Annotated in this window: 28 protein-coding genes; 11 read left to right on the top strand and 17 right to left on the bottom strand. The window is 61.8% G+C overall.

The genetic code is table 11. The features are described 5' to 3' along the window. Positions 1-50 precede the first annotated feature (50 nt). Genes HPQ64_RS18655 through HPQ64_RS18630 form a run of 6 tightly spaced genes read left to right on the top strand, consistent with a single transcriptional unit; the run spans position 51 to position 4015 of the window. Positions 51-335: a type II toxin-antitoxin system RelE/ParE family toxin gene (locus HPQ64_RS18655; RefSeq protein WP_172890132.1), complete on the top strand. Its 285-nt coding sequence runs from the start codon at positions 51-53 to the stop codon at positions 333-335. Next, complete coding sequence (locus tag HPQ64_RS18650) at positions 319-648, top strand: HigA family addiction module antitoxin (protein WP_343036065.1); 330 nt, start codon at positions 319-321, stop codon at positions 646-648. The genes HPQ64_RS18655 and HPQ64_RS18650 overlap by 17 nt, the downstream gene beginning before the upstream one ends. 32 nt (positions 649-680) lie before the next feature. Beyond that, complete coding sequence (locus tag HPQ64_RS18645; protein ID WP_172890130.1) at positions 681-875, top strand: hypothetical protein; 195 nt, start codon at positions 681-683, stop codon at positions 873-875. 9 nt (positions 876-884) lie between these two features. Then, the gene (locus tag HPQ64_RS18640; protein WP_172890129.1) at positions 885-1628 is read left to right on the top strand and encodes a TlyA family RNA methyltransferase; all 744 of its coding nucleotides are present in this window, start codon (positions 885-887) and stop codon (positions 1626-1628) included. A 50-nt stretch (positions 1629-1678) separates the two neighbouring features. Continuing rightward, a complete protein-coding gene (locus tag HPQ64_RS18635) occupies positions 1679-2923 on the top strand; it encodes a class I SAM-dependent RNA methyltransferase (RefSeq protein ID WP_172890128.1) in 1245 nt (414 codons plus the stop codon). 12 nt (positions 2924-2935) lie between these two features. After that, entirely contained in the window at positions 2936-4015 is a 1080-nt protein-coding gene (locus HPQ64_RS18630) for a class I SAM-dependent methyltransferase (RefSeq protein ID WP_172890127.1), read from the top strand. Positions 4016-4025: 10 nt separating this feature from the next. Here HPQ64_RS18630 and HPQ64_RS18625 read toward each other — a convergent pair whose 3' ends face one another. The 6 genes from HPQ64_RS18625 to HPQ64_RS18600 all read right to left on the bottom strand — a co-directional run bounded on the left by HPQ64_RS18625 (position 4026) and on the right by HPQ64_RS18600 (position 9285). Next, on the bottom strand, positions 4026-4613 hold the full coding sequence (locus HPQ64_RS18625; RefSeq protein WP_172890126.1) for a hypothetical protein: 588 nt from the start codon (positions 4611-4613) through the stop codon (positions 4026-4028). A gap of 158 nt (positions 4614-4771) precedes the next feature. Then, positions 4772-6109, bottom strand: coding sequence for a 3,4-dihydroxy-2-butanone-4-phosphate synthase (ribB, locus tag HPQ64_RS18620; protein WP_172890125.1), 1338 nt, complete (start codon positions 6107-6109; stop codon positions 4772-4774). Between the two features lie 71 nt (positions 6110-6180). Then, positions 6181-6531, bottom strand: coding sequence for a type II toxin-antitoxin system RelE/ParE family toxin (locus HPQ64_RS18615; RefSeq protein ID WP_210260367.1), 351 nt, complete (start codon positions 6529-6531; stop codon positions 6181-6183). Continuing rightward, positions 6528-6803, bottom strand: coding sequence for a ribbon-helix-helix protein, CopG family (locus tag HPQ64_RS18610; RefSeq protein WP_172890124.1), 276 nt, complete (start codon positions 6801-6803; stop codon positions 6528-6530). Before HPQ64_RS18610 ends, HPQ64_RS18615 begins: the two co-directional genes overlap by 4 nt. A 97-nt stretch (positions 6804-6900) precedes the next feature. Further along, complete coding sequence (gene aroC / locus HPQ64_RS18605) at positions 6901-7989, bottom strand: chorismate synthase (RefSeq protein WP_172890123.1); 1089 nt, start codon at positions 7987-7989, stop codon at positions 6901-6903. An 81-nt stretch (positions 7990-8070) separates the two neighbouring features. Next, entirely contained in the window at positions 8071-9285 is a 1215-nt protein-coding gene (locus tag HPQ64_RS18600; RefSeq protein WP_210260366.1) for a DUF3095 domain-containing protein, read from the bottom strand. Positions 9286-9567: 282 nt separating this feature from the next. On the opposite strand from HPQ64_RS18600, the gene HPQ64_RS18595 reads away from it, so the two are divergent. Then, the gene (locus HPQ64_RS18595; protein WP_210260365.1) at positions 9568-9843 is read left to right on the top strand and encodes a DUF1344 domain-containing protein; all 276 of its coding nucleotides are present in this window, start codon (positions 9568-9570) and stop codon (positions 9841-9843) included. A gap of 73 nt (positions 9844-9916) precedes the next feature. Here the strand turns inward: HPQ64_RS18595 and HPQ64_RS18590 are convergent, their stop codons facing one another. From HPQ64_RS18590 to HPQ64_RS18545, 10 genes are all read right to left on the bottom strand, one after another. Next, positions 9917-10354 carry an EamA family transporter gene (locus HPQ64_RS18590; RefSeq protein WP_172890122.1) on the bottom strand — a complete coding sequence of 146 codons (438 nt, stop codon included), beginning with the start codon at positions 10352-10354 and terminating at the stop codon, positions 9917-9919. A gap of 39 nt (positions 10355-10393) precedes the next feature. After that, positions 10394-11014, bottom strand: coding sequence for an SCO family protein (locus HPQ64_RS18585; RefSeq protein ID WP_172890121.1), 621 nt, complete (start codon positions 11012-11014; stop codon positions 10394-10396). A gap of 8 nt (positions 11015-11022) precedes the next feature. Continuing rightward, a complete protein-coding gene (locus tag HPQ64_RS18580; protein WP_172890120.1) occupies positions 11023-11571 on the bottom strand; it encodes a copper chaperone PCu(A)C in 549 nt (182 codons plus the stop codon). A gap of 51 nt (positions 11572-11622) precedes the next feature. Next, positions 11623-12105, bottom strand: a complete 483-nt coding sequence (locus HPQ64_RS18575) for a copper chaperone PCu(A)C (RefSeq protein ID WP_172890119.1) — start codon at positions 12103-12105, stop codon at positions 11623-11625. 75 nt (positions 12106-12180) lie between these two features. Beyond that, the gene (locus HPQ64_RS18570; RefSeq protein ID WP_172890118.1) at positions 12181-12579 is read right to left on the bottom strand and encodes a hypothetical protein; all 399 of its coding nucleotides are present in this window, start codon (positions 12577-12579) and stop codon (positions 12181-12183) included. A 60-nt stretch (positions 12580-12639) separates the two neighbouring features. Continuing rightward, positions 12640-13992 carry an MFS transporter gene (locus HPQ64_RS18565; protein WP_172890117.1) on the bottom strand — a complete coding sequence of 451 codons (1353 nt, stop codon included), beginning with the start codon at positions 13990-13992 and terminating at the stop codon, positions 12640-12642. A 253-nt stretch (positions 13993-14245) separates the two neighbouring features. Beyond that, entirely contained in the window at positions 14246-16162 is a 1917-nt protein-coding gene (gene dxs / locus HPQ64_RS18560) for a 1-deoxy-D-xylulose-5-phosphate synthase (RefSeq protein WP_343036063.1), read from the bottom strand. Between the two features lie 672 nt (positions 16163-16834). Next, complete coding sequence (locus tag HPQ64_RS18555) at positions 16835-17089, bottom strand: exodeoxyribonuclease VII small subunit (RefSeq protein WP_172890115.1); 255 nt, start codon at positions 17087-17089, stop codon at positions 16835-16837. A 115-nt stretch (positions 17090-17204) separates the two neighbouring features. Then, positions 17205-18134 (bottom strand): histone deacetylase family protein, encoded by a 930-nt coding sequence (locus HPQ64_RS18550; RefSeq protein WP_172890114.1) that lies wholly within the window; start codon positions 18132-18134, stop codon positions 17205-17207. 541 nt (positions 18135-18675) lie between these two features. Then, on the bottom strand, positions 18676-19665 hold the full coding sequence (locus HPQ64_RS18545; protein WP_172890113.1) for an L-threonylcarbamoyladenylate synthase: 990 nt from the start codon (positions 19663-19665) through the stop codon (positions 18676-18678). A gap of 184 nt (positions 19666-19849) precedes the next feature. Between HPQ64_RS18545 and HPQ64_RS18540 the strand changes: the two genes are divergently transcribed. The 4 genes from HPQ64_RS18540 (at position 19850) to HPQ64_RS18525 (ending at position 24352) form a co-directional block, all read left to right on the top strand. Further along, a complete protein-coding gene (locus tag HPQ64_RS18540) occupies positions 19850-21628 on the top strand; it encodes an acyl-CoA dehydrogenase (RefSeq protein ID WP_172890112.1) in 1779 nt (592 codons plus the stop codon). Between the two features lie 27 nt (positions 21629-21655). Then, positions 21656-22402: a crotonase/enoyl-CoA hydratase family protein gene (locus HPQ64_RS18535; RefSeq protein ID WP_172890111.1), complete on the top strand. Its 747-nt coding sequence runs from the start codon at positions 21656-21658 to the stop codon at positions 22400-22402. A 23-nt stretch (positions 22403-22425) separates the two neighbouring features. Then, a complete protein-coding gene (locus tag HPQ64_RS18530; protein ID WP_172890110.1) occupies positions 22426-23286 on the top strand; it encodes an SDR family oxidoreductase in 861 nt (286 codons plus the stop codon). Between the two features lie 109 nt (positions 23287-23395). Further along, a complete protein-coding gene (locus tag HPQ64_RS18525; RefSeq protein WP_172890109.1) occupies positions 23396-24352 on the top strand; it encodes a bifunctional helix-turn-helix transcriptional regulator/GNAT family N-acetyltransferase in 957 nt (318 codons plus the stop codon). A 95-nt stretch (positions 24353-24447) separates the two neighbouring features. On the opposite strand, the gene HPQ64_RS18520 is transcribed toward HPQ64_RS18525, so the two are convergent. Further along, positions 24448-25608, bottom strand: coding sequence for a glycine cleavage T C-terminal barrel domain-containing protein (locus tag HPQ64_RS18520; RefSeq protein WP_172890108.1), 1161 nt, complete (start codon positions 25606-25608; stop codon positions 24448-24450). Positions 25609-25682 lie beyond the last annotated feature (74 nt).

Genomic DNA, 25682 nt, shown 5'->3' with positions numbered 1-25682 from the left:
ATTGCTTCGAGTATGGATTTGGACGTACTTCTATACAGTACGAAAAGTCAGTGATAGTATCTTTTGCCGACAGGGAAACGGAAAACCTCTTTTTCAAGCGAGCGGTCAGGCGCTTTCAGCCGGACATCGTGAGACGGGCGAGACGGAAATTGCTGCAGATCCATGCAGCGGTCGTCGTCGACGATCTTCGCATGCCGCCCGGGAATCGATTGGAGGCACTAAAGGGAAGCCGGTCCGGCCAGCATTCGATCAGGGTCAACGATCAGTGGCGGATTTGTTTCAGGTTCGAAGATGGCAAGGTCTATGATGTCGAAATCTGTGACTACCACAAATGAAACTCCTGACGCAGAGGAGCCTTTTGCGCCGATACATCCGGGCGAAATCCTGAAAGAAGACTATATGGCGGAACTGGGACTGACGGCCTATGGCCTTGCTAAGCGGCTGCATGTGCCGCGCGACCGGATCGAAAGTATTGTGCGGGGCCAGCGTGCGATCACCGCCGATACCTCGATCAGGCTGGGACGGCTGTTCGGGCAAAGCCCGGAATTCTGGCTCAATCTCCAGATGCACTACGACCTGGAAAAGGCGCGGGACGCGCTTGGCGAGCGCGTCGAGGAGATCGACCCGATCGCGACCCATGCGGCCTGATCTGTCCTCGGCTCTGGAAAGATCATGCAATCGTGCCCTATATTCCGACCGCACCAACGACCCTTGATGAAACCGGCATGCGCAGCTTCAACGACGAGCACGGCTTGATCCTTCCCTTCGCGCTTGTGAGCGCGGGCGCCATCGTCGCGACCGGTTTCCTTTGGTGGAAATACGGAGAGCGCATCTTCATCGAGCGGCTGATCGCCGGCATCGCCGGCTGTTTCTGAAATCCCAAGATGGCTGAGCGGGAACGTCTCGACACTGTTCTTGTCGCGCGGGGACTGTGCGAAAGCCGCGCTCGTGCCCGCGATGCGGTGAAGCGCGGGACCGTGACGGTGGACGGAAAGCGGGCAGCGAAGGCCGGGCAACTCGTCGCCCGCGATGCGAAGCTTGAGATCGACGATCCGGCGGCATCCTATGTTTCGCGCGCCGCACTGAAGCTGGTCGCCGGGCTCGACCGGTTCGGCTTCGATGTTGTGGGCAAGGCGGCGCTTGATATCGGCGCGTCGACGGGCGGCTTCACGCAGGTTCTGCTGGAGCGAGGGGCGAAAAAGGTCCATGCCATCGATGTCGGCCACGGCCAGCTTCATGAAAGGATTGCGAACGATCGGCGCGTCGCACGGCGCGACGGGCTGAACGCGCGAGAACTGACACTTGCCGATCTTGATGGATATCGACCGCAAGTTCTCGTCTCCGACGTGAGCTTCATATCCCTGAAGCTCGCCCTGCCGCCCGCATTGGAACTGGCTGCGCCCGGCGCTGTCGCGGTTTTCCTCGTCAAGCCGCAGTTCGAGGCGGGGCGCGAGGCGATCGGCAAGGGCGGGCTCGTCGACCCGAAAATCGCCGAAGAGGTCGCGCAAGGCATTGCCCGGTGGCTTGGAGAACAAGCGGGTTGGCACGTGCTGGGGCTTGAGCCTTCGCCGATAACGGGCGGCGACGGCAACCGCGAATGGCTGCTCGGCGCGCGGAAAGAGGGGTAATGCCAATATAGCGCTTGCCCATCCGCCGCTACCCAAGTACCGCGTTACTCATGTCAGAGACAATCAAGCTTCAGATCGAGGGCCTTGCCCACAAGGGCGACGGTGTTGCCGAAACCCCTGACGGCCCGGTGTTCGTGCCTTTTGCGCTTGCAGGCGAAACAGTGACGGTGGAGCGGAAGGGCGTGCGAGCCGAACTCCGGTCCGTCGACGTTCCCTCGCCAGAAAGGGTGACCCCCGTTTGCCGCCATTTCGGCACCTGCGGCGGCTGCGCGCTGCAGCATATGGAGCGTAATGCCTATCTCGCCTGGAAGCGGCAACAGGTTATCGCCGCCCTTGCCGACCGGGGGATCGAAACGGAGGTGGCGCCGGTTATCGCGGCTGAAGGCAGGGGCCGCCGCCGCGCGGTGCTGACGGCGCTCCGCGCGGGCCACAAGGTACTGCTCGGCTTCCACGAACGGGCGAGCCACAGGCTTGTGGATGTGCAGGAATGCCCGGTGCTGGTGCTGGAGATCGTCGAGGCGCTGGAGCGGCTGCGCAAGCTTTCCTCAGGGCTGCTGCCACGCAAAGGAGAACTGCGGCTTACCGTGACGGCGACGCGGAACGGGCTGGATGCCGCATTCGAGCGGAAGGAAAAGCTCGATCCGAAACGCATTCCGGACCTTGTCGGCGAGGCGATGGAGGCGGGGCTAACCAGGCTCTCGGTCAACGGCGAAGTGCTGGTGGAGGCGCGCCCGGCCGAAATCCTGATCGATCATGTGCCTGTAATCGTTCCGCCGGCGGGCTTTCTGCAGGCGACGAAAGAGGCGGAGGAAAGGCTGAGCCGTCTCGTGCTGGATGGTGCGGGCAAGGCGAAAAAGGTGATCGACCTTTTCTCCGGCATCGGCACTTTCACCTTTCCGCTTGCGAAGCGGGCTACCGTCCATGCCGTGGAGGGGGACGCAGCGGCGCTAAAGGCGCTGGATGGAGGCCTGCGCCGGGCGCAGGGGCGCAAGACGATCAGCCATGAACGGCGCGACCTTTTCCGCAATCCCGTAACGGCGACGGAGATCGACGATTATGGGAAAGGATATGACGCCGTCGTCTTCGATCCGCCGCGCGCTGGCGCAGAGGCGCAGGCGCGCGAAATCGCCCGCTCGAAGGCCGCCCGCGTTGTCGCCGTGTCGTGCAATCCGGCGACGCTCGCCCGCGACCTTCGCATCCTCATCGACGGCGGCTATCATCTCAAATCGGTGACGCCTGTGGACCAGTTCCTGTTCTCGCCCCATATCGAGGTGGTTGCGGCACTGGAGAGATGATCGGAGAGGCATATGGCGGAAACGGCGCTTGGCACGCTTTCAAGGAGAACGCGCTTCGTCGCGCGCCAGGGCGCAAGGGTCGCCTGGTTCGCGGCCCACGGCGAGGCGTTGCGCCGGCTGCAAAAGCGCATCCGCCAGGAGCAACCGTCGCCGCCGCCGAATATCACGCCGTCGAAACCCGTTCCGAGCCAGCGCGAGCTGATCGGCCATATCATCGAGCTGTTCCGCCGCGATCTTGCCAATGTGGAAGCCGGTATCTACCCGCTGCCGCGCGGGGAATTCGGCTCGCCGGCGGAATTTCTCGCACTCAGCCGCAAGTTCTTCCAGGATGCGCCGAAGGTTGCGCGCAGGCGCTATGCCGGCGGACATCAGGAGATTTTCGAGGAAACGCGGGAGAGCCCGAGCGGACTGCCGCGCTACTACCGGCAGAACTTCCACTTCCAGTCGGGCGGCTGGCTGACGGAGGAAAGCGCCAGGCTCTACGATTTCCAGGTCGAGGTTCTTTTCACGGGCGCAACGGCTGCCATGCGCCGGCAGGCGCTGGTGCCGTTTTCCGAAATGGTGCGCGCGAAGGACCAGCGCAGGCTCGCCTACGCCGATATCGCCTGCGGGACGGGAGGGCTGCTGCTGCCGGCCCTTGAAGCCTTCCCGCGGCTGAAAGGGACCGGCGTCGACCTTTCCGCCGCCTATATGAGCGAGGCGCGCGACCGGGCAACGGCGAGCGTGAAACGGCGCGCGAGCTTCGCCGCAGCACCCGCCGAACAGCTTCCCTTCGCCGATGAAAGCCTTGACGTACTCTCGACCGTCTACCTCTTCCACGAACTACCGCCGAAGGTGCGCCGTCAGGCGGCGAAGGAATTCGCCCGCGTGCTGAAACCGGGCGGCAGGCTGATCTTCGTCGACAGCTTGAAAACCGGCGAAACGCCCGCGTTCGACGGGCTTCTGGAGCTGTTTCCACAGCTTTTCCACGAGCCTTATTTCACCTCTTATCTGGAAGAGGATCTCGACGGGATGTTCGAGGGCGAAGGGCTGCGGCTGCAGAGCTTCGAGACGGCTTTCTTCTCCCGCGTGGCGGCATACGAGAAGGCGTAATCGATTTACCTCAGGCGCCCCGCCGGGGCAGGTAATCCATGATCCGGTCGCGAACCTCATGCGGATTGGCGGCGAGCGGATGAAGCTCAACCTCCAGCCCGTCGGCTGCCTCTCCATGGCGGAGCGACCAGGAGCGGGTCATGAACCGGCGCCAGGGCGCAAGCGCCTGCGGACGGGAAACCGCTTCGCCGAACGGGCGGTTGAGCGTGATCCGCAAGCTCGACAAATGGATGTTGCGCACGGAAGTCTCGTAAAGTTCGATGCCGTCTATCGCCGACCAGTCGAGAAAGCCGATGCCATCGACGAAAAGGCCATCGGCATTCGCGCCGAGGCGCGGCATCCTTGCCTCGATCATCGGGTAATATCGATAGGCGCACCATAGCGCCGGCCCGATGCCGAGCAGGAGGAGCGGCTCGTGCTGGATCATGGCAGCGGCAACGAAGATCCCCGCCACCACGACGGCACCATAGACGAGCGGCTCTCCCGCCCCGCGCCGATAGCCGACCGCGAAGGGGCGAGGATCGCGCCGAGAAAAGCCTGGCGAGGCAAGGCCATGCTCCTCAAGCTGCGATTTTATAGGCGGGGATACACGAGCCATCATTACCACCCCGGTGGGCCCCGCCGCACATGACGCCGGCGAAGGCCATCTCCAGACCATTAGAGACGAGTTGGCGCGGGAATCCCACTGTTCAAGAATTTTAAATGCCGTTCGCACGCAATTGATGCAACGGCCAAAAAAGAGGCAGCCGGCCTTTGCTATCCCTCCAGGATTTCCGTTTCCGCGATTTCGATGCCGAAGCCTTCGAGGCCGACGTAATGGCGCTGGCGGGAGGACAGGAGCTGGATGGAGTTTACGCCGAGATCCTTGAGGATCTGTGCGCCGAGGCCGACCTCGCGCCAGCTTTCCTCGCGCGCCTGGGCGCTGCCGTGCTTTTCCGTCTCCGCCGCTTCGAGATCGTTGCGCGGGCGCCGCGCGTGGCGGGCGACGCCGACGGAACCCTCGCGCAACATGACGATCACGCCCCGCCCGCGCTCGGCGAAGCTGCGCATGACGTCATCAAGAAGCCGGGTTTCGCCGAAAACGTCGTCGAGAACGGATTCAAGCTGGAGCCGCACGGGCACGTTGCGACCGTCGAGGATATCGCCGAAAACCACAGCGACATGGTGCATCGGGTCGTAAGGCGTGGCGTAGGTGATCGCATAGGCCGGGCCGGCGATGGTGTCGATCGGCTGTTCGCTGACGCGCTCCACCAGCCGCTCGGTGCGCTGCCGCCAGGCGATGAGATCGGCGACGGAAACCATCTTGAGGTTATGCTCGGTGGCGAATTCGGCGACTGCCTGACCGCGCTTGACCGTGCCGTCGTCGTTGACGAGCTCGCTGATGACGCCAACCTCGGGAAGGCCGGCGAGCCGGCAAAGATCGACGGCGGCTTCCGTGTGGCCGGAGCGCATGAGCACGCCGCCATCCTTGGCGACGAGCGGGAAGACGTGGCCCGGGCGGGCGAAATCGACGGCGCTCGCGTTCGGATTGGCGAGCGCGCGAACGGTGGTGCAGCGCTCCTCCGCCGAAATGCCGGTCGTCAGCCCGTGGCGGTAATCGACGGAGATGGTGAAGGCGGTCGACAGCGGCGCGTCATTGTCGGCGACCATCGGGTCCAGCCTGAGGCGGCGGGCGGCTTCGCGCGTCATCGGCGCACAGACGATGCCGGAGGTATGGCGGATCATGAAGGCCATCTGCTCGGGCGTGATCGCGTTGGCGGCGACGATCAGATCGCCCTCGTTCTCGCGGTCGTCATCGTCGGTGACGACAACCATCTCGCCGCGCTCGAAAGCGCGGATCGCTTCGGCGACACGGGTCTGGGACATTGCTAGTTCCTTGATCGGGGCTGTTTGCCTGGATGGGGCAAGGCCGAGAAGGTCATTTGGCGTGACAGTGCCACCCGTGGCGGTTGCGATTTTCTCCGCCGTTTCGCGGGACACCCACACACGCGGGTCGTTGCACAGTGCCGTGACCGCCGCAGGCGAGAGACCTGTGCGGCGGGCAAAGCCGGAGCGGGATTCCTGATTTTGGACAAGCCATTCATCGAGACGCATGGCGGGAATTTAGTGCCAGTGAATTTCAGTGGCAATGAAAAATTAGAAAAATTCAGTGTGACTGAATTTTTCTATCGATCGACCTCTGGATCCGGCCGCCCGGTTCTCTCTGTCGGCTCATGCCAAAGGTCATCCGGTGCATGCGCATCGCGCTGGCGCCCGTGGCGGATAGCGACGATTTCAACATTTCCACGATTGCTTCGTATGGTGACCACATAAGGAGCGAGTACGATCCGCCTGGTTCCCGGTATCGCACCGCGCGCACCCAGCTTCGGGTATTTGGCAAGCTCTTCGCGCAGCCGCCGCATTCGGGTGACCAATGCCTCTGCCGCCGCCACATTGCGCTCGGCAAGATATTGAATTTCCGTGAGAAACCATTTTCGCGCTTCGGGCGAGAAAGACGCGGCTTTACTTCGTATCAAGCCCGCCTTCCCGCATATTTGCGGTCAGATGCGGCAATAATCGTTTCCGCCTCCCGCAAGACTTCGTCGAAATCCACTCCCTCGCCGCGGTCGAGCGAACCAACCGCTTCAAGCTCGCTCAGGACATCTGCTCCTTCATCATCGAGATAACTACGCAGCGCGTTCAAGATAACCCAGGTGCGATCCCGATCGAGAGCCTCGGCGATCCGGTCCAATTCCGAAAGCATCGACCGCTGGATGCGGATCGAGATTTGCGTTTTGTCGTCACTCACGGCCTGGCTCCCGAAATGTGTTGGGATACAGTGTATCCCGCAGTTTCAGGTGTGGCAATGGCATGATATTCGAAGGCGCCGGGATTTGAGCGCCCGGTTAGTCGCCCACCTGCCCTCTGTGCCTGAGATAATGATCCGCAACCGCGCAGGCGACCATGGCCTCGCCAACGGGAACGGCGCGGATGCCGACGCACGGGTCGTGGCGGCCCTTGGTCATGACGTCGACTTCCTCTCCGCTTTTGGTGATCGACTGGCGGGGCGTGAGGATCGACGAAGTGGGTTTGACCGCGAAGCGGGCGACGACCGGTTCTCCGGATGAAATGCCGCCAAGCACGCCGCCAGCGTTGTTTGACAGGAAAACGGGCTGGTTGTTCGCGCCTAAGCGCATTTCATCGGCATTTTCCTCGCCGGTGAGTTCGGCCGCCGCGAAACCGTTGCCGATCTCGACACCCTTCACCGCGTTGATCGACATGAGAAGCGAGGCGATGTCCTGATCGAGCTTGGCGTAGATCGGCGCGCCTAAACCGGCCGGAACGCCTTCGGCCACGACCTCAATCACCGCGCCGATGGATGATCCCTTCTTGCGGATGCCGTCGAGATAATCCGCCCAGAGCGCGGCCGTCTCCTTATCCGGGCAGAAGAAGGGATTGTTGTCGATCTCCGCCCAATCCCAGTTGTCGCGGTTGATCCTGTGCGGGCCGATCTGCACCAAAGCGCCACGCACCTGCACTCCCGGCACGATCTTTCGCGCGACTGCGCCCGCGGCAACGCGCATCGCCGTTTCACGGGCCGACGAACGACCGCCGCCACGATAATCGCGGATGCCGTATTTCGCGTCATAGGTGAAATCGGCGTGGCCTGGACGATAACGCTCCTTGATCTCTGAATAATCCTTCGAGCGCTGATCGGTGTTTTCGATCATCAGCGAGATCGGCGTGCCGGTGGTCTTTTGAATGCCGTCGTCATCCACCATGACGCCGGAGAGGATCTTCACCTGATCGGGTTCGCGCCGCTGTGTGGTGAATTTCGACTGGCCGGGCTTGCGCTTGTCGAGGTAGCCCTGGATATCGGCCTCGGTGAGCGGGATGAGGGGCGGGCAGCCGTCAATGACGCAGCCGATCGCCGGCCCATGGCTTTCACCCCATGTGGTGACACGGAAAAGATGGCCGAAAGTGTTGTGCGACATGGGGTTTAATCCGGAGCGAAGAAGATCGTTGCCCGGCTTTTTAGGCTCTCGACCGGAAAATTGAAAGGGCGCGTGATCCGATCAGGCGATTGCCGCCGCTTCGCCTGGGTGAAGGCGCGTTTTGAAGTCGCGCGCGGCCTGCGTCAGACCGCCGTCGCCGCCGTCGACGAAATGCACGTGACGACTTTGCTCCAGATCGAAGATGAGGCAGGTCATCAATGCGCTGTCTGTAATGTGCAGGCCGTAGACGAGACGGCCCGCCAGATGGGCGCGGTTGAGATAGGCCGAAAGGGCGCTTACCTGCTCGGGCGTAAGGTCAAGCACAAGGCGAAGCGTATCGTCGAACTTGCGGAAGTCCGTATTCGTCTGCAATTCGCCGACATAGCGCTTCGGCCGAAGCGGACCGACGCGCCAGCCTGTGCGATAAGCGAAGAGAAAGGCCACGCATTCGAACAGAATGCGCGCATAGGCCTTGAAACGCCCCGATTTTCCGGCGAGTTGAACCTCACGCTCAAGCCCGGTCGGGGGAAAGCGGAAGTTCAGAGTTTCCTCGCGCACCGGACGGCTATGGCAACCGGTCTCGACAAGCGATGTGCCGAGAATTCCCCCAAGTTCGCCGAGGAGGGTGACGATATCGACCCCGGCACCGCCTTCGGCCGCCGTTTTCGGCCTGACCATGAGGCTTGCGATCTGGCCGTTTTTTGCCGGAAGCGGCTCCCACCGGCAGGAAAGACCATCGAGTATGGCCTGTGTTTCAAAGTCATCGGGCAAGCGGAAGGGGCGGCAATCATCATCATCCTTGAGGAGTTTTTCCGCCATTTCCAGACCGCCGCCGGTGAACATGGCGAGGTGGTTCCCTGGCGAAAGCTCGAACTTGCGTATGCGAAGATCCACCCCGCGTTTCCTGAGCGCCGAGACGGGAATGGCGGCGATGCGAAGCGAAAAACCCATCGTGTCCCGCGCCATCTTTCTTACCCCGGCAAGAGCCTTCGACGCCTCTTCCAGCCGGCTTGCCGGGACGGCGACGATCGCCCCGTCGCCGCCGAATACAAAAGGCAACTCCAAGCCATCCGCGGCGTTGAGGATCGCGGTAATGCAGGCCGCGCCAACGAGGTTCACATCCTTGTAGCGGCCCTGCGCTATGGCGTCGCCGGAGCGAACAATGTCGGACGCCATGAGGTGCCAATCGCCCGGCACGGGCGAATACATGTCGCCTTCGCCGATTCGCGCGAAATCGTCGAATACCGGAAGGTCGGCATAATATCGGTCCGAGGCAGTGTCGGTCATCATCAGCATGGGCGCTCATCCAGCAAACGACCTTTTTACGCTCCAGGAGCAGGCCCGGTTTCATCGCCGATGGTGAAGAGAGTTCAACATAACGTTACGGCATAAAATGTTGAACGAATCAGGCATGGCGAGAGGCCGCAAATTTGCCGCGCTTCGGCCATCTGCTTTGCGCGATTCGATGCAAGATAATGATTGACGGCAGACGCCCGGCGGCGATGATCGCACCATTCGACGGCACGCCAGACCCTTACTGTGATCCAGGGCATTGCCAATTTTTCGGAGATGACCAAAATGAAATTCATCGCGCATGCAGCAGGCCTGATGCTTTCGGCCCTGATCGCGACATCGGCCCTGATCGCGACATCGGCCCTGGCCGGCGAAACGGAAGCGGAAATCGTCCAGATCGACACCGACAAGGGCGTCATCATGCTCAGCGACGGGGAAACCTATTCGATCCCGGTCGACTTCTATGTCGACGACCTCGAACCCGGCATGAAGGTGTTCGTGATCTACGACGAGGAAGGCGGAGAGAAAGTGCTGGCCGACCTTCAAGTGGAGGGGCAATAAGAAACGGCAAATGCCTGCGTCGGCAGAATTTATGCCGGCGCCTGTTTGATGAATGCCTTTTTGAACGGGCGGTTCACGCTCGCCAGGCGACGAGAACCGCACCTGCCGCGATGAGGCAAATGCCGAGCCAGTTCGGCAGCGACAGCCTCTCACCCAGGAAAACGACACCGAATACGGCGACGAGCACGACGCTTAATTTGTCGATCGGGGCGACCCTCGCCGCATCGCCAAGCTTCAACGCCCGGAAATAGCAGACCCAGGACGCGCCGGTCGCAAGGCCGGAAAGCACAAGGAAGACGGCCGAGCGGGCCGAGATTTCGGAAAAGCCCTGCCATTCGCCCGTCAGTGTCAGGATGACCGCGAGCGCGAAGATAACGACCCATGTGCGGATGAAGGTCGCGAAATCCGCCCCCACCCCTTCGACGCCGACCTTGGCGAAAATCGCCGTCATCGCGGCGAAGAGGGCGGCAAGCACCGCCCAGAACTGCCATGAAAGGAGAAGCGTTTTCATGGCAGACCTCCGTTGAACGTTGTTATCGGGCTATTGCGCTTAGGCTCCCGAATTGTCGATCAGACGGCGCAGTTTGGCCACCGCGTTTTCATGGGCTTCGCCATAGGAGATCGTGCCGCGGAATTCGTTGTTGGCATCCATGAGATAGACGCCGGCGGAATGATCGACCAGATATTCGCCGTTTGTGCGCGTCACCTTCTTCACATAGACGCGGTAGTTCTTGACCATCCGGTCGATCTGCTCCTGACTGCCCGAAAGCGGGCGGATGTGATCGTCGAACGCGGAAACATATTCGCCGACGATTTCCGGCGTGTCGCGTTCCGGGTCGACCGAGACAAAGGCGAAATTCATTTTTTCGGCGTCGTCACCCAGTTCCTCGATCCAGCCTTGCATTTCGGCAATCGTCGTCGGGCAGACATCCGGGCAAAAGGTATAGCCGAAGAAAAAGGCCGAGGGCTTGCCCTTGAAATCAGCCTCGGTGACCGTTTTGCCCGCCGCGCCGTCGACAAGTTCGAACGGGCCGCCGATTTCGGCAATGGGGGCGACCAGTTCGTCCTTATCTATGGTGCGGAACTGGTTGATCATCAGCGTCGCTCCGGCAAAGGCGACGAGCGCAACCGCCGCCCAGGCGCCGTAGCGAACGATTTTCAGTCCGGACATTTCAAACCTCAGTTGGTTGGGGCGGAGACAGCGTTCTTCCCGCCCGTAAGCCCCGGCGGCAGGAGGCTTTTGATATCGAATGCGACTTCCACCGCGCCGGCCTTTTGAAAGGTGAGGGTGACGGGCACCGTGCTGCCCGCCTCAAGCGTGCTCTTCAGGTTCAAGAGCATGAGATGGTAGCTTTCGGCGCGCATGTCGAGCGTCTTTCCGGCCGGCAGCGGAATTCCTTCACGCTGCACTTCCATCGCCGGACGATCGCCGGTTGCCACGAAGCGGTGGATCAGCGTTTGTCCCGCGACATCGGAGGAAGCGGACAAGAGCCTGTCGCCGACCCCTTCGTTTTCCAGCCTGACGAAGGCAAGCGTCGCCACCGGCCATGGCGGGGTTGCGCGCGCCCAGGCGTCCTTGATGGAAATGGCGCCGAGTTCCGCCTCGCCGGCAGCGGCCGGCAAAGCGAAAACCGGCAGGAGAGAAAGGCAAACGGCCGCAAACGCCGGGACGGCGCGGCGCGCCCCGGCACGGGTCTTGCTTTTCAGCGGTTCGATCGTGAATCTCAAGATTGTTTGCCCCTCAACCGTCGCGCCCGGATGAAACCCTGCCCGGACCGCTCAGCCGCCGTGAGCGCCATGCGCGGGCGCTTTCGCACCGATTTTCTCGATCGTGAACGGCACTTCCACGGTGCCGGCCTTTTCGAACGTAAGCGATACTTTCAGGGTATCGCCCTTCTTCAAAGGCTCCTTCAAATCAAGAAACATCACATGAAAGCCACCGGGTTTAAGCTCCACCGTTTCGCCGGCGGGAATCGGGACACCGTCAGGCAAGTGGCGCATCTTCATGATGTTGTCGACGACGGACATTTGATGCAGTTCCGCCTTGCCGGAAACGGCGGCGGAGGCGGAAACCAGAAGATCGTCTTCCGACCCGTTGTTCGTGATCGTGACGAAACCGCCGCCGGCAACCGCCCGCGGCGGAGTTGCCCGCGTCCAGCCGTTGGAGACGGCAAGATCGCCGATCCTGATTTCTTCGGCGTGGACGGAAAGGGAAGCAAAGGTGAGCGCGGCGGCAACCGCGAGCGTCTTGAACAATTTCATGAGCTGATTTTCCAGTGATGTGATTGAAGCTTCCGGCGCGCCGGGCGCCGGCCTACGCATTCGGTGACGAGAAAATCAGCTAAAGGGAGGCGCCCTTATGCCCCGTGTCAAGAAGGAAGCACCCGCGATGACCTTGCCGGCGCACCGAGGCAGACCTCTCTGCTTCGAAGAAGGGGTGTAAACAGCCGTCTCTTCGGCTGAAGGATCAAGCAGGGCCGCACAGCACGCAAGATGCGCGCAAGCCGCGCCGCAGGGGCAGAAGTCGCCACCATGCGGGGAGGCATTGCCGGAACCGGGAAGCGCCTCGGCGCCCGCAGCCGAACAAATGACGAGACCCGCCGGCGTGCCGGAGGCGTTTGCGGCGGCGGGAGCGAAGGAGGCGAGGATATTGAAGACGAGCGCAAGGGCTGCGAGCAGCGCAAGCGGCGTGCGCTCGCTCCTCAACCCCTGGAGTATGCCCGTTCTGCCCATCATCGGCGGCAATATGATGCGAACCGCATCCGCCGTCGAGGGATCATTTGCCGCAGGCCGCGCTCAGGAAGCGCCGGCGCGCTCGATCACCCGCTCCTCCGTCGGAGCGCGTAATTCCGCTTCGGCGTTCTCGTCCTCCGAGGGTATCTCATAGGCTGGAAACTCCTCGGGCGGGATGACGTTCGGGTCCTCAACGTCGAGCGGGTCGGGGGTGATGATCGCGCCGAGTTGCGCGGTCGTCGCATATTCGTAATCCGTTCTGTCGCCGGCGGTGACGGCGCTGCGCCGGGCAAGACGCCAGAGGACGTAAATCGCAAGAAGCGACTCGACGCCGATCATCCAGTAGAACAAACCGTTCGCGCCGGTGCGGTCCATCAGGAAAGCGGCGGCGAAAGGGCCGATCACCGAGCCGATGCCATTGGCAAGCAGCAGGCCGGAGGAGGTTTCGACAAACGCATCCGTCTCGGCGTGGTCGAAACCATGCGCGACTGCGACAGCATAGGTCGGCTGGGTCAGGATGCCCATCAAGCCGGCAAGCGCAATTGCGACGAGCGGATCCGTCGGCGAAATCAGAACGACGAAAAGGGCCGCGAGAGCCGAAAGCGTGCCCATTGCGACAAGGACGTAGCGGCGGTCCATCCGGTCCGACAAGCGGCCGATCGGCCATTGTGCGACAGCACCGCCGAAAACGACGGCGGAGGCGAAATAGGCCGCGTTCTTCGTATCGAGGCCGATATCCGAGGCGTAAAGGGGCGAGAGCGTCCAGATTGCGGCGTTGCCCATGCCGATCACGAAACCGCCGACCATGGCCGCCGGCGAATTCCGGTAGAGCGCAATCGGACGAAAGCGCACGAGCGTGATCGGTGCGGGCTGGGCCGAGCGCGTCATGGAAATGGGGATGACGGCAACGGAAACCGCCACCGAGGCGATCGCGAAGGGCACGAAGGTTGAGATGTCGAAACCGGTCAGCGAAAGCTGGCCCAATGTCATCGCCGAATAGAGAATGACGATATAGACCGACATGACCGCGCCTCGGTTCGCGTTCGAGGCGTGCTCGTTCAGCCAGCTTTCGACGATGAGATAAAATCCGGAAAGGCACAGGCCGGAGACGAAGCGGATCAACGTCCAGGAAAACGGCTCTATGACAATCGGGTGGATGATGGCTGCGGCCGACATCAGCGAGACGATGGCCGCGAATGCGCGAATGTGGCCCGCGCGCATGATGACATAGGGCGATACAAGGCAACCGACGACGAAGCCGATGTAATAACCCGACGAAAGCACGCCAATGGCGATATCCGTGAAATCCGCCAGATTGGCGGCGAGCGGAAGCAGCGTCGTCTGCAAGCCATGCCCGAAGAGGACGAGGCCGACGGAAAGCAGAAGGGCGGCTATGGGAGCGAGTGTCTGCGCCATGGGAGGTCCGGCTTTTTTAAAGCAGGGCGCAACAACCCGGCTTGTGGCTTCGTTCAGCCCCGTTCACGCGCAGACGAGCAGGGCAATTATTGGAAAAAATCAGGAAAAACGAAAGAACGCCGGCGGAAAGGCCGACGTTCTACTTGTACAAGGCTTGGAAGAAGTGCGGGCGATTGTCAATGCGCAGTACCGCATGGCGGCATGCGTTTATCGCAGGGCTTGTACCCGCGCGCCGGATTCAGGAGTGATGGGTTCAGGCGCGGCGGACGGGAACGGCGTCACGGCCGAGCGTGGCGAAGACCTGTGCGACGATGGATGCGGCATCCAGGCCGGCCTGCGCATACATGGCGTCCGGCTTGTCCTGATCGATGAAACGGTCCGGCAGCACCATCGGCCGCACCTTCAAGCCGTTGTCGAGCAGGCCATTCATGGCGAGCATCTGCAGCACATGGCTGCCGAAACCGCCGACCGAGCCTTCCTCTATGGTGATGAGAACCTCATGCTCGCGCGCAAGTCGGGCGATCAACTCCTCATCCAGGGGCTTTGCGAAGCGGGCGTCCGCCACCGTGGCGGAAAGGCCCGCGGCCTCCAGTTCCTCGGCGGCCTTGAGACACTCGCCCAAACGCCCGCCGAAGGAGACGAGCGCGACCGCCGTACCCTCGCGCAGGATACGGCCCCTGCCGATCTCCAGCACCTCGCCGCGATCGGGCAACTCGACGCCGCGCCCTTCGCCGCGCGGATACCGGAAGGCGATCGGACCTTCATCGTAACGCGCGGCAGTGGCAACCATATGGCGCAACTCCGCCTCATCGCCCGGCGCCATGACGACGAAACCGGGAAGGCACGAGAGATAGGCCGTGTCGAATGCGCCCGCATGGGTTGGCCCGTCCGCGCCAACAAGGCCCGCCCGGTCGATCGCGAAGCGAACCGGCAGGCCCTGGATCGCCACGTCATGGACGACCTGATCGTAGCCGCGCTGCAGGAAGGTCGAGTATATCGCGCAAAACGGCTTGTAACCTTCCGTGGCAAGGCCGGCGGAAAAGGTGACTGCGTGCTGCTCCGCAATGCCGACGTCAAACGTACGGTCCGGAAAGGACTTGCCGAAGAGGTCAAGGCCCGTACCATCCGGCATGGCCGCGGTTACGGCGACGACATGCTCATCGTCTCGCGCTTCCCGAATGAGGCTGTCGGCGAAAACGCGCGTATAACTCGGTGCATTTGCGACCGGTTTCGCCTGCTTGCCGGTAACGACATCGAACTTGGCGACGCCGTGATATTTGTCCGAAGACGTTTCGGCGGGCGGGTATCCCTTGCCCTTCTGCGTAACCGCATGGATCAGCACCGGGCCGTGATGGGTGTCGCGAACGTTCCTGAGCACGGGCAGCAGGTGATCGAGGTTGTGACCGTCGATCGGCCCGACGTAAAAAAAGCCGAGCTCCTCGAACATCGTGCCGCCGGTCCAGAAGCCACGCGCGTATTCCTCCGCCCGAGCGGCCTTTTCCTTCAAGGGCTTGGGCAGCGACTGGACGAGATGCTTCGCAGCATCGCGAATGGATGTATAGGCGCGGCCTGAAACGAGGCGCGCCAGATAGGCGGACATGGCGCCGACGGGCGGGGCGATCGACATGTCGTTGTCGTTCAGGATCACGATGAGCCGCGAATGCTGGGCGCCGGCATTGTTCATCGCCTCATAGGCCATGCCAGCCGACATCGCGCCGTCGCCGATCACCGCGATGATGTTGTTCTTTCGATTGTCGAGATCGCGCGCGACCGCCATGCCGAGCCCGGCGGAAATCGACGTGGAGGAATGCGCCGCGCCGAACGGGTCATACTCGCTTTCCGCGCGCTTGGTGAAACCGGAAAGTCCGCCGCCCTGGCGCAGCGTGCGAATGCGGTTTCGCCGCCCCGTCAGAATCTTGTGCGGGTAGCACTGGTGGCCGACGTCCCAGATGAGGCGGTCGTCCGGCGTATCGAAAATATAGTGAAGCGCAACAGTCAGCTCGACGACACCCAGCCCGGCCCCCAGATGCCCGCCCGTGCGCGAAACCGCATCGATGAGTTCGGTGCGCAGTTCTTCGGCGACCTGCTTGAGGTCGGACTCGGGCAGCGTCCTGAGATCGGCGGGAGTGTCGATCGTATCGAGCAGCGGCGTGATTGGGCGGTCTGTCACGATTTGCGTCGCATCTGTCGTTGAAACGCCAGGTTCATGACCTGGTCTGATTGCACAAGGGCCTTGGCTTACACCAAGCGTATATGTGGTGCAAATCATGATGGACGAGAGTGAATCGCGCGTCTTGTCAACACTGCGCTACAAACATGATTGTGAAGTGAATCAATCTCCCGTAATGCGCGATTCATCCATTTGGGGGGTGCATTCCGGCGAGAATTCTACTAAACATAGGTTGTGGTCGATGGGGCCACGTGCACAGTGATCGACTTAGGGCCGCCTTCGCGCGGCCCTTTTTTTGTTTCCACGCGGGGATATTCCGCCTTCATGTGCAAAGCCGCGGGTGCGGGAAGTCGATAGCTGCGGGCGAATAGGTGCGCTCGGGCGAAAGCTATGAAATTTCCGTAACGTAAATTATGGATGCCGGATTGAAGCATACCGTATCCATGAGCCTTTTCGCACACGCTTGCGCCATGGCTTGGGGCCGTTTTTCCTGCATTATGCGAAAGTGCCGGCGTCGCTGGGCGAAACAGGGCCAAGTCAGATGGAGCAAACACGCCGGCGTCGCTGCACGCATAAATTGTATTTTGCGGTGCACGACAATATTCGCGTCAGACAGTGCGTGATCCGCTTGTTCGCCGCTTCAAGAGGTCGTGCGAGGAGGAGCCAAGGACGTTATTCGACGTCGAGAGGTTCCGCGCCGGAGGCTGTACCGTCCTTGGAAAGCTGGATTTTTTCCACTTTCGCCTCCGCCGCTTTCAGGAGCTTGTCGCAGTGCCGGCGCAGCGCATCGCCCTTTTCATAAAGGGTGATGCTTTCTTCAAGCGGCACGTCGCCACGCTCAAGGCGGGAGACGATGACCTCCAGTTCCTTCAACGCATCCTCGAAGGACATGGCCGAAACGTCGCTGCCTTTCGTTTCGCTGGTCATCCGTATTATCTCCCGGCGGTCGGTATCTTCTCGCGCCGAAGATCGGACGCGCGACGAAAGAGGTCAAGGCCGGCGTTTTCCGCGGCTGTGGATGGTTCGGCACGCCGGGGCAGGCTCAAGCCGTCATCAGCGTCATGACATGGGCGGCGGCGGAACGCGCAAGACCCTCCAGATCATAACCACCCTCCAGCAGCGAGACGACGCGGCCTTGCGCATGGCGGGTCGCCACGTCCATGAGCCGTTCCGTCGCCCAGGCGAAATCCGTCTCCACAAGGTTCAGCCCGCCGAGCGGATCGCGTACATGGGCATCGAAGCCTGCGGAAATGATGACAAGATCGGGCGCGAACGCTTCAAGCCGGGGCAGGACCACGATCTCCATCGCCTCCCGGAACTCCGCGCTGCCGTCGCCGGCGCTCAAGGGAGCGTTGACGATATTGTCGTGGTCTCCGGTCTCATTCGCGGCGCCAGAACCCGGGTAGAAGGGCGCCTGATGGGTGGAGCAATACATGAGCGAGGGATCGGACCAGAAAATGTCCTGTGTGCCGTTGCCGTGGTGCACGTCGAAATCGACAACGGCCACGCGCTCCGCGCCATGTTTTGCCTGAGCGTGGCGCGCGGCGACCGCCGCGTTGTTGAACAGGCAAAAGCCCATGGCGCGAATGCGTTCGGCATGATGGCCGGGCGGGCGCGAGGCGGAAAACGCATTGGATACCTTGCCCGTCACGACCTCGTCCACCGCGAGGCAGGCCCCGCCGACGCCCCGCATCGCGGCCTCCCAGCTTCCCGGCGAAACGGTGGTGTCCATATCCAGCCTGAAGAGCCCTTCCGAGGGCACCGCATTGCGGATCATGTCGACATATTCCGCCGGATGGGCCCGCAGCACATCGTCCACATTGCCGAGCGGCGCCGGCTCGCGCTCCAGCGACTGAAACCGCTCATGCTCCAGGATCCTGTCGATGGCGCGGATACGGTCCGGCCGTTCGGGATGGCCGACAGGCGTCAGATGGTCGAGATAGGCCGTGTGATGAAGCAGCAGCGTCGCCAAGGGTGTTGTCCATTTGCCCGCATGAGTGTTGCACCCATGTGACCGGGGGTGAGTGCCCAAGTCAATGCGGCACCTCAATCGGCGTTTCGACGTTGGTAGAATTTCGTGGAAGGCGATGGGCCGGAAAGAAGAAACGGAGCAGACTGGAGGAGCCTGCTCCGGGAAGAGTTGCGAGCCACCAGGCTCGTGGGGAGGTCCGCTGCATCACCAAGGTTTACAAGTTAAATACTAGATGATTCGTTCGCGGATGCGAAGCCAATATCATGTAGACTTAAGACAAGCATCGTTGCGAACTGTAATATTTGCCAGAAAAATCTCGCCTCAACTGGACATGTTCCGCAGCGCAGCGCGGAAAAAGATATTGAGAATCTTGAAGTTATTGGAGCGGCAACTTTTCGGCCTCGATATGTCAAGCTGTTCAAACGTTGGATTGCAATGCTGTGGATAGGTATCGTCTGCGGCATAATGGCCACAGTTATTCTTTCGCAGCCAAGCGTATTTGCCGCTGACGGCTGCGGTTCGAACGTACGCAAGCACTCCTTCAGGGGCGGGGAGCGGAAGCGCGGGCAAGGCGGTCGTTGATTGCTTCGCCCAGCCCCTCGCAAGGAACGGGCATGACGCAGATTGCGGACGCGCCGCTTGCATCCAGTTTCCGCAGCGCGGTGAAAAGGCGCGCGGCCGCTTCCACGAGGTTGCCCGTCTCGCTCAGGCTTTCGACCGCCACCGCCCGTTCGGCTCCGGGCGGCAGCGGAAGGCCGAATGCCAGAAGCGCTTCTCCCGGCCTGACGTTCTGCGCGTCGAGCCTGAGCCGTGCATTCGGCGCGTAGTGCGAGGACAGCATACCGGGGGCGGCGGGCGCTTCGTCATCCGCGCCCGTCCGCTTTAGCGGTTCGCCGAGGATGGCTTCGATATCCCCGCGCGACAGGCCGCCTGGACGCAGGAGGCGCGGGACATCATCGGTCAGCGCGACAATGGTCGATTCCACGCCGACGGGCGTGGGCCCGGTATCGATAACGACGGCGATATGCTGACCAAGATCTTCGATAACATCATCCGCCGTGGTGGCGCTGATGCGCCCTGAGCGGTTGGCGCTGGGCGCCGCGATAGGGCAGCCCGCCGCGCAAGAAAGATCGCGCATGATCCGTGCCGCGGGCACGCGTAACGCAATCGTGTCGAGGCCTGCGGTTGCCAGGTCGCAAACAGGGCTTTCCGCGCGCCGTGGCACGACGAGGGTCAGCGGGCCGGGCCAGAAAGCTTCGGCCAGCCTTCTGGCGCGCGCGTCGAACCGCCCATGCTTTTCGGCCTCCTCAAGCGAGGGAACATGGGCGATGAGGGGGTTGAAACTCGGCCGGCCTTTCGCGGCGTAGATACCCGCGCAGGCTTGCGGGTTCGTGGCATCCGCCCCGAGCCCGTAGACCGTTTCCGTGGGGATGGCGACAAGCTGGCCCGAACGGAGCGCGGAGACGGCGGCGGTAAATTCCGGCGCGTCGCGCAAATCCCGTGTTTCGGGGCTTATGATCCAGCGTAGCATTGCCTTACCCGGAGGTTCCGCCTCCGCTCAACAGAGGGAGAGGGGGATGCGTTTATGGTTGACGTTAACGTCAACTGCGGTAATGTCCGTCCGGCCCGAGGGCCGAGTGTGTATCGGGTAATGCGGGCGGCAAGGCGTTTCGTCAAGAAAAACAGCGCTTGGGGCTATAGGGAGAAAACGCAACATGTATCGCGCACCGGTGGGCGACATCCTGTTCACGCTGAAATCCGTAGCCGGACTTTCCGATGTCCTGGCAGCACCGCGCCACGCGGAGCTTTCCGAAGACCTCGTCGATGCGATCATCGCTGAAGCCGGCCGCTTCGCCGCGGAGGAAATCGCCCCGCTGAACGAGATCGGCGACAGGCATGGCACGCCGCTGAAAGACGGAGAGGTGATGACGCCTCCCGGCTGGAAGGAGACCTACGCCCGCTGGTGCGAGGGAGGTTGGAATTCGCTGACCGGAGATCCGGAGTTCGGCGGGCAGGGCCTGCCGACCATGCTGCATGCGGCTGCAATGGAGCTTTGGAATTCAGGTTCCATGGCGTTTGCCATCGGCCCGACGCTGACGATCGGCGCTATAGAGGCGCTGCAAAAACACGCAAGCCCGGAGTTGCAGGAGAAATTCCTACCAAAGCTCGTTTCCGGCGAGTGGATGGGCACGATGAACCTGACCGAGCCGCAGGCAGGTTCCGATCTCAACGCCCTTCGCGCGCGCGCCGAACGGGCGGGCGACGGCACCTATCGCATCTTCGGCCAGAAGATATTCATCACCTACGGCGAGCATGATTTCACAGACAACATCGTGCATCTGGTGCTCGCGCGCCTGCCGGACGCGCCTCAGGGCACCAAGGGGATATCGCTGTTCCTCGTGCCGAAGTTCCTCGTCAACGACGACGGGAGCCTCGGCGAGCGAAACGACGTGCGCTGCGCGGGCGTGGAGCACAAGCTCGGCATTCACGGCTCACCCACCTGCACTATGGCATATGGCGATAATGAAGGTGCTATCGGCTGGCTGATCGGCGAGGAAAACCGGGGTTTGGCCTGCATGTTCACGATGATGAACAACGCGCGCCTTGCCGTCGGTATCCAGGGCGTGGGTGTGGGGGAACGCGCAAGCCAGGAAGCGATCGCCTATGCGCTGGAGCGCAAGCAGGGCCGGGCCGCGGGCGACACATCGCAGGGCATGAGCGCGATCGCGCATCATCCGGACATTAAACGCACATTGCTTTCCATGCAGGCCTATACGCAAGTGGCGCGTGCGATCTGCTATCTGAACGCCCATGCCATCGACATGGCCGAACTGGCGGAAGGCGATGCGGCGAAAAAGCACTGGAGCGAACGCGCGGGTCTGCTGACGCCGATCGCCAAGGCGCTTTCGACCGACATCGGCGTCGAGGTCGCCTCGCTCGGCGTACAGGTGCACGGCGGGATGGGCTATATCGAGGAAACGGGTGCAGCACGCCTGCTGCGCGATGCGCGCATCGCGCCGATCTACGAAGGCACCAACGGCATCCAGGCGATCGACCTCGTCACCCGCAAGCTGCCGCTTTCGGGCGGTGAGCACATTCGCGGTTTCATCGGCGAACTTCGTGAAATCTCGGGCAGCGCGCGCGGCTCAAATCGTGAGGGCTTCACGGAGATGGCCGACAAGCTGGATATGGCGGTTGCCGATCTCGAAGAAGCAAGCGACTGGCTGCTTGCCGCAATGGCGGAGGGGCGCATGGGCGAGGCGCTTTCAGGCGCGACACCTTTCCTGAGGCTTGCCGGTGTGACGCTGGGCGGTGCGCTGCTGATCAAGGGGGCGGTCGCATCGACAGGTGATGCGCCGGCGGAGAAAAGGCGCGTGCAGCTGGCGCGCTATTTCGCGGGAAGCCAGCTCGGCCAGACAAGCGGGCTCAAGGCGGACATCCTTTCGGCTGCCGATGCGGTGCTTGGATACGACGCCGAAGCACTCGCTTCCTGAGGCATGAAATCCGAAAAGGTTTTTTGAATGATCCGTATTGAACGAAAAGACGCGGTCCAGATCCTCACCATCGACCGGCCGGAAAAGAAGAACGCGCTGACCGGCGAGATGTATGCGGCAATGGCCGAGGCGCTTGAAGCGGCAAACGAGAACGACGATCTGCGCGTCAACGTCATCCTCGGCCAGCCGGAGGTTTTCACCGCCGGAAACGATATCGGCGATTTCCTGAAGTCGTCAGCCGGCGGCAATATCGAAGGCGCGCCTGTGGTGCGGTTCCTGCGGGCGCTCGGCAGCAATGAGAAGCCGCTTGTGGCGGGTGTCGACGGGCTGGCGATCGGTGTTGGCACGACCGTGCTCTTCCACTGCGACATGGTGTTGGCGAGTGCGCGCTCGCTTTTCAAGACGCCGTTCATCGATCTTGGCCTCGTGCCGGAGGCCGGCTCCAGCCTGCTCGGACCCCGGCTGATGGGACATGCAAGAGCATTCGAGCTGCTTTGCCTTGGGCAGGGCTTCGATGCCGAGCGGGCGAGGGAAGCCGGCATTGTCAACCACATCGTCGGCGAGGATGAACTGAAGGCCCGCACGCTTGAGATCGCACAGGCGATTGCGGAAAAGCCAACTGAGGCCATGCGCCTTTCGCGCGATCTCCTGATCGGCGACCGGGCGGAGCTGAAAGAGCGGATCGAAGCCGAAATCCGGACTTTCGCCGAACGTCTTACCTCGAAGGAAGCCTTCGCCGCCTTTTCGGCCTTCATGGCCAAATCCAAGCGCTGATGCCGTCGAACGGAGAAAACAAAATGTCGCTCAAGGGCAAAACACTTTTCATCACCGGCGCATCGCGCGGAATCGGCAAGGAAATCGCGCTGAAAGCCGCGCGCGATGGCGCGAATGTCGCCGTGGCAGCGAAGACGGCGGAACCGCATCCCAAGCTTGAAGGCACGATCTACACGGCAGCCGAGGAAATCGAGGCCGCGGGCGGCAAGGCGCTGCCGCTCGTCGTCGATGTACGCGACGAGGAAAACGTGAAGGCGGCGATCGACCGCACAGCGGAGGAATTCGGCGGGCTCGATATCCTGGTCAACAATGCCTCGGCCATCCAGCTTACGCCGGTTGCGCAGACCGACATGAAGCGTTTCGACCTCATGCACCAGATCAACACGCGCGGCACGTTGATGTGCTCCAAATACGCCGCGTCTCATCTCGCCAAGGCGGAAAACCCGCATATCCTGATGCTGTCGCCTCCGCTCGACATGCAGGAAAAATGGTTTGCGCCCTTTACTCCTTATGCCATCGCCAAATTCGGCATGAGCCTTGTCGTGCTCGGAATGGCCGGCGAATTGCGCAAAAAGGGGATTGCCGTCAACGCGCTTTGGCCGCGCACGACGATCGCGACTGCCGCGATCAAGAATATCATCGGCGGCGACGAGATGATCCGCACGAGCCGTCAGCCGGCGATCCTTGCCGATGCGGCTTACGAGATATTCACCTCGCCTGCGAAGGAATTTACAGGCAATTTCCTGATCGACGACACGTTCCTCGCCTCGCGCGGCGTGAGCGACTTCGACAAGTATCGCGTCGACCCCGCAAAGAAGCTGACGCTCGACTTCTTCGTGCCCGAGGATATCCCGGCGCCGGCGAGCCTCGATCCGGTGAAGTAGGGACAGGCTCGAAGTCTTGGCCATCGCATTGCAGGAAGTGGCAAGCGACGGCTTGCTGCAAGTGCGATGAACCCATATAGTTGTATCATACAACTATATGGGTGAGGCCATGAACCTTCGAGCAGACCCCGATGTCTCCAGAATAAGAGCCGCCTCGCGCAAGCTGGTGCGTGAACTGGGTTTCATGCAGAAGACGCTCGCGGGCACCGAATATTCGGCCTCCGCCGTTCACGCGATCATCGAGCTGGGCGAGTGCGGAGGGATGAGCGCAAAGCAGCTTTGCGAAAGGCTTCTTCTGGAAAAATCGACCGTCAGCCGGCTTCTAAAGATGCTGGTGGAGCGGGGGATCATTGAGGAAACGCGCTGCGAAGCGGACGCGCGCAGCAAGGACCTGAAGCTCACGGCGGAGGGCGAACGATTATTCGCCGGGATCACCAACTGGGCGCAAACGCGCGTTGCAAGGGCGCTGGAGACGCTGGAAACCGCCCAGAGGCAATGCGTGGTGGAAGGGCTGGAGCTTTATTCCCAGGCGCTTGACGACGGGCGCGCCGAAACGGATGCAGCGAACAGGCAAGGCACCGTGATCAAGGCGGGATACCGGCCCGGCATCGTCGGCTGGATCGCGCAAATGCACGGCAGCTACTATGCGCGCGAAAGGGGTTTCGGCGTCATGTTCGAGGCGATCGTGGCGCGCGGGGTCGCGGAATTCGCACCCCGACTGGAGAGCCCGGCCAACGAAATCTGGTATGTGGAAGAGGGCGGCGAACTGCGCGGCACGATCGCCATCGACGGGGAGGACCTCGGCGAGAACCGGGGGCACTTGCGCTGGTTCTTCCTGGACCCGCGATTGCGCGGAAGGGGCCTCGGCAAGGACCTCATGCGCCGCGCCATGGAGCATTGCGACGCGCAAGGATTTGCCGAGACGCACCTTTGGACGCTGAAGGGGCTCGACACCGCGCGCGCGCTCTACGAAGCGTTCGGTTTTACGCTGGCGGAGGAATATCGCGGCGACCAGTGGGGCAAGGAGGCGATCGAGCAGAAATTCGTCAGGCCGCGGCCCAAGTGATCCGCAATCTGCGCGAATTGGCGGGATATGCTTAAGGTATTGATTTTGAAGCGAACTCCTGCCCTAAAGGCAGCTTTGCTCTCGGGGCAGGCGCTTCAGCTTTTGGCCGCGATGGATTTCCCGGGGTCGTAGAACGGTTTGGGGACGACTTCGCAAGTTCGCAGTTCAGCGAACATATCGACGACCGCGCGCGTGCCGATCCCGGTGTGCCGGCGGGCCACCATCGCCAGCGCGATGTTCTTTTTCAGGCGCGGCGAGTAGATAGCGGATGTTACCCGGCCGATAATCTGCCCATCCCTGGTGACAGGCCAGTGCTCGTCGTTCGCACCGGCAAGCGGCGGCCCGTCGATTTCCAAACCGACAAGCAACTGAGACACACCCTTTTCCCTGATGCGCTTCAGGGCGGATTTTCCGATGAAATCGGCCTCCATATCCAGATCGACAAGGCGATCCAGCCCGAGTTCGAATGGGTTGTTTTTCAACGTCATGTCGGCGTGATAGGACAACATCGCACCTTCGATGCGGCGGATGCTGCTGGTGTGCCCGGGATGGAGCCCCAGCGGGCGTCCGACCTCCATGAGATATTCCCAAAGCCGATCGCCGGCCGAGCCATCCCGCAGGAAGATTTCATATCCCAACTCGCTCGACCAGCCGGTGCGCGAGATAATGAGAGGCACTCCGTCCCAGTCGTATTCCGTAAACCGGAAATATTTCAGCTCCGCAGGGCTATCGCCAAAAGCGGCCCTGAGGATTTCACGGGATTGCGGCCCTTGCAGTTGAAGGGGGGAAACATCCGGCTCATCGATACGAACATCCATGCCGGCGTTTACGGCAATCCCCTTGGCCCATAACAGCACGTCGCTGTCCGCGATCGACAGCCAGTAGCGGTTTTCCGCGAGTTTCAGCAAAACGGGATCGTTGATGATGCCGCCATCCTGATCGGTCAACAGAACGTATTTGCACTGACCGACCTGGCACTTCGAAAGATCCCGGCAGCACAGGTACTGCGTAAATCTTGCGGCGTCCGGGCCAGTGATCTCTACCTGACGCTCGACGGCGACGTCACACAAAATGGCCTCGTTCACGAGGTTCCAGAAATTCCGCTCCGGGTCGCCGAAGTCGCGGGGGATGTACATATGGTTGTAGACCGAAAATCCCTTTGCCGCCCATCGCAACGCGGCGTCCGAATAGGGGGATTTTCGGATCTGGGTTCCGAAGCTGAATTGCCGGAACGTTTCGATGTAGTTTGAGACCATGGTAGCCGATCCCGGATATGCATTTCCTCCGAACTGCATCAGTCCGACGTGCCCGAACGGGCCAGCTGCATCTT

Source organism: Hongsoonwoonella zoysiae (genome assembly GCF_013266695.1).
GTDB classification, from domain to species: Bacteria; Pseudomonadota; Alphaproteobacteria; order Rhizobiales; family Stappiaceae; genus Hongsoonwoonella; species Hongsoonwoonella zoysiae.
The sequence above is the reverse complement of the archived record's forward strand: the minus strand, read 5'-3'. Positions and strand labels throughout refer to the sequence as shown.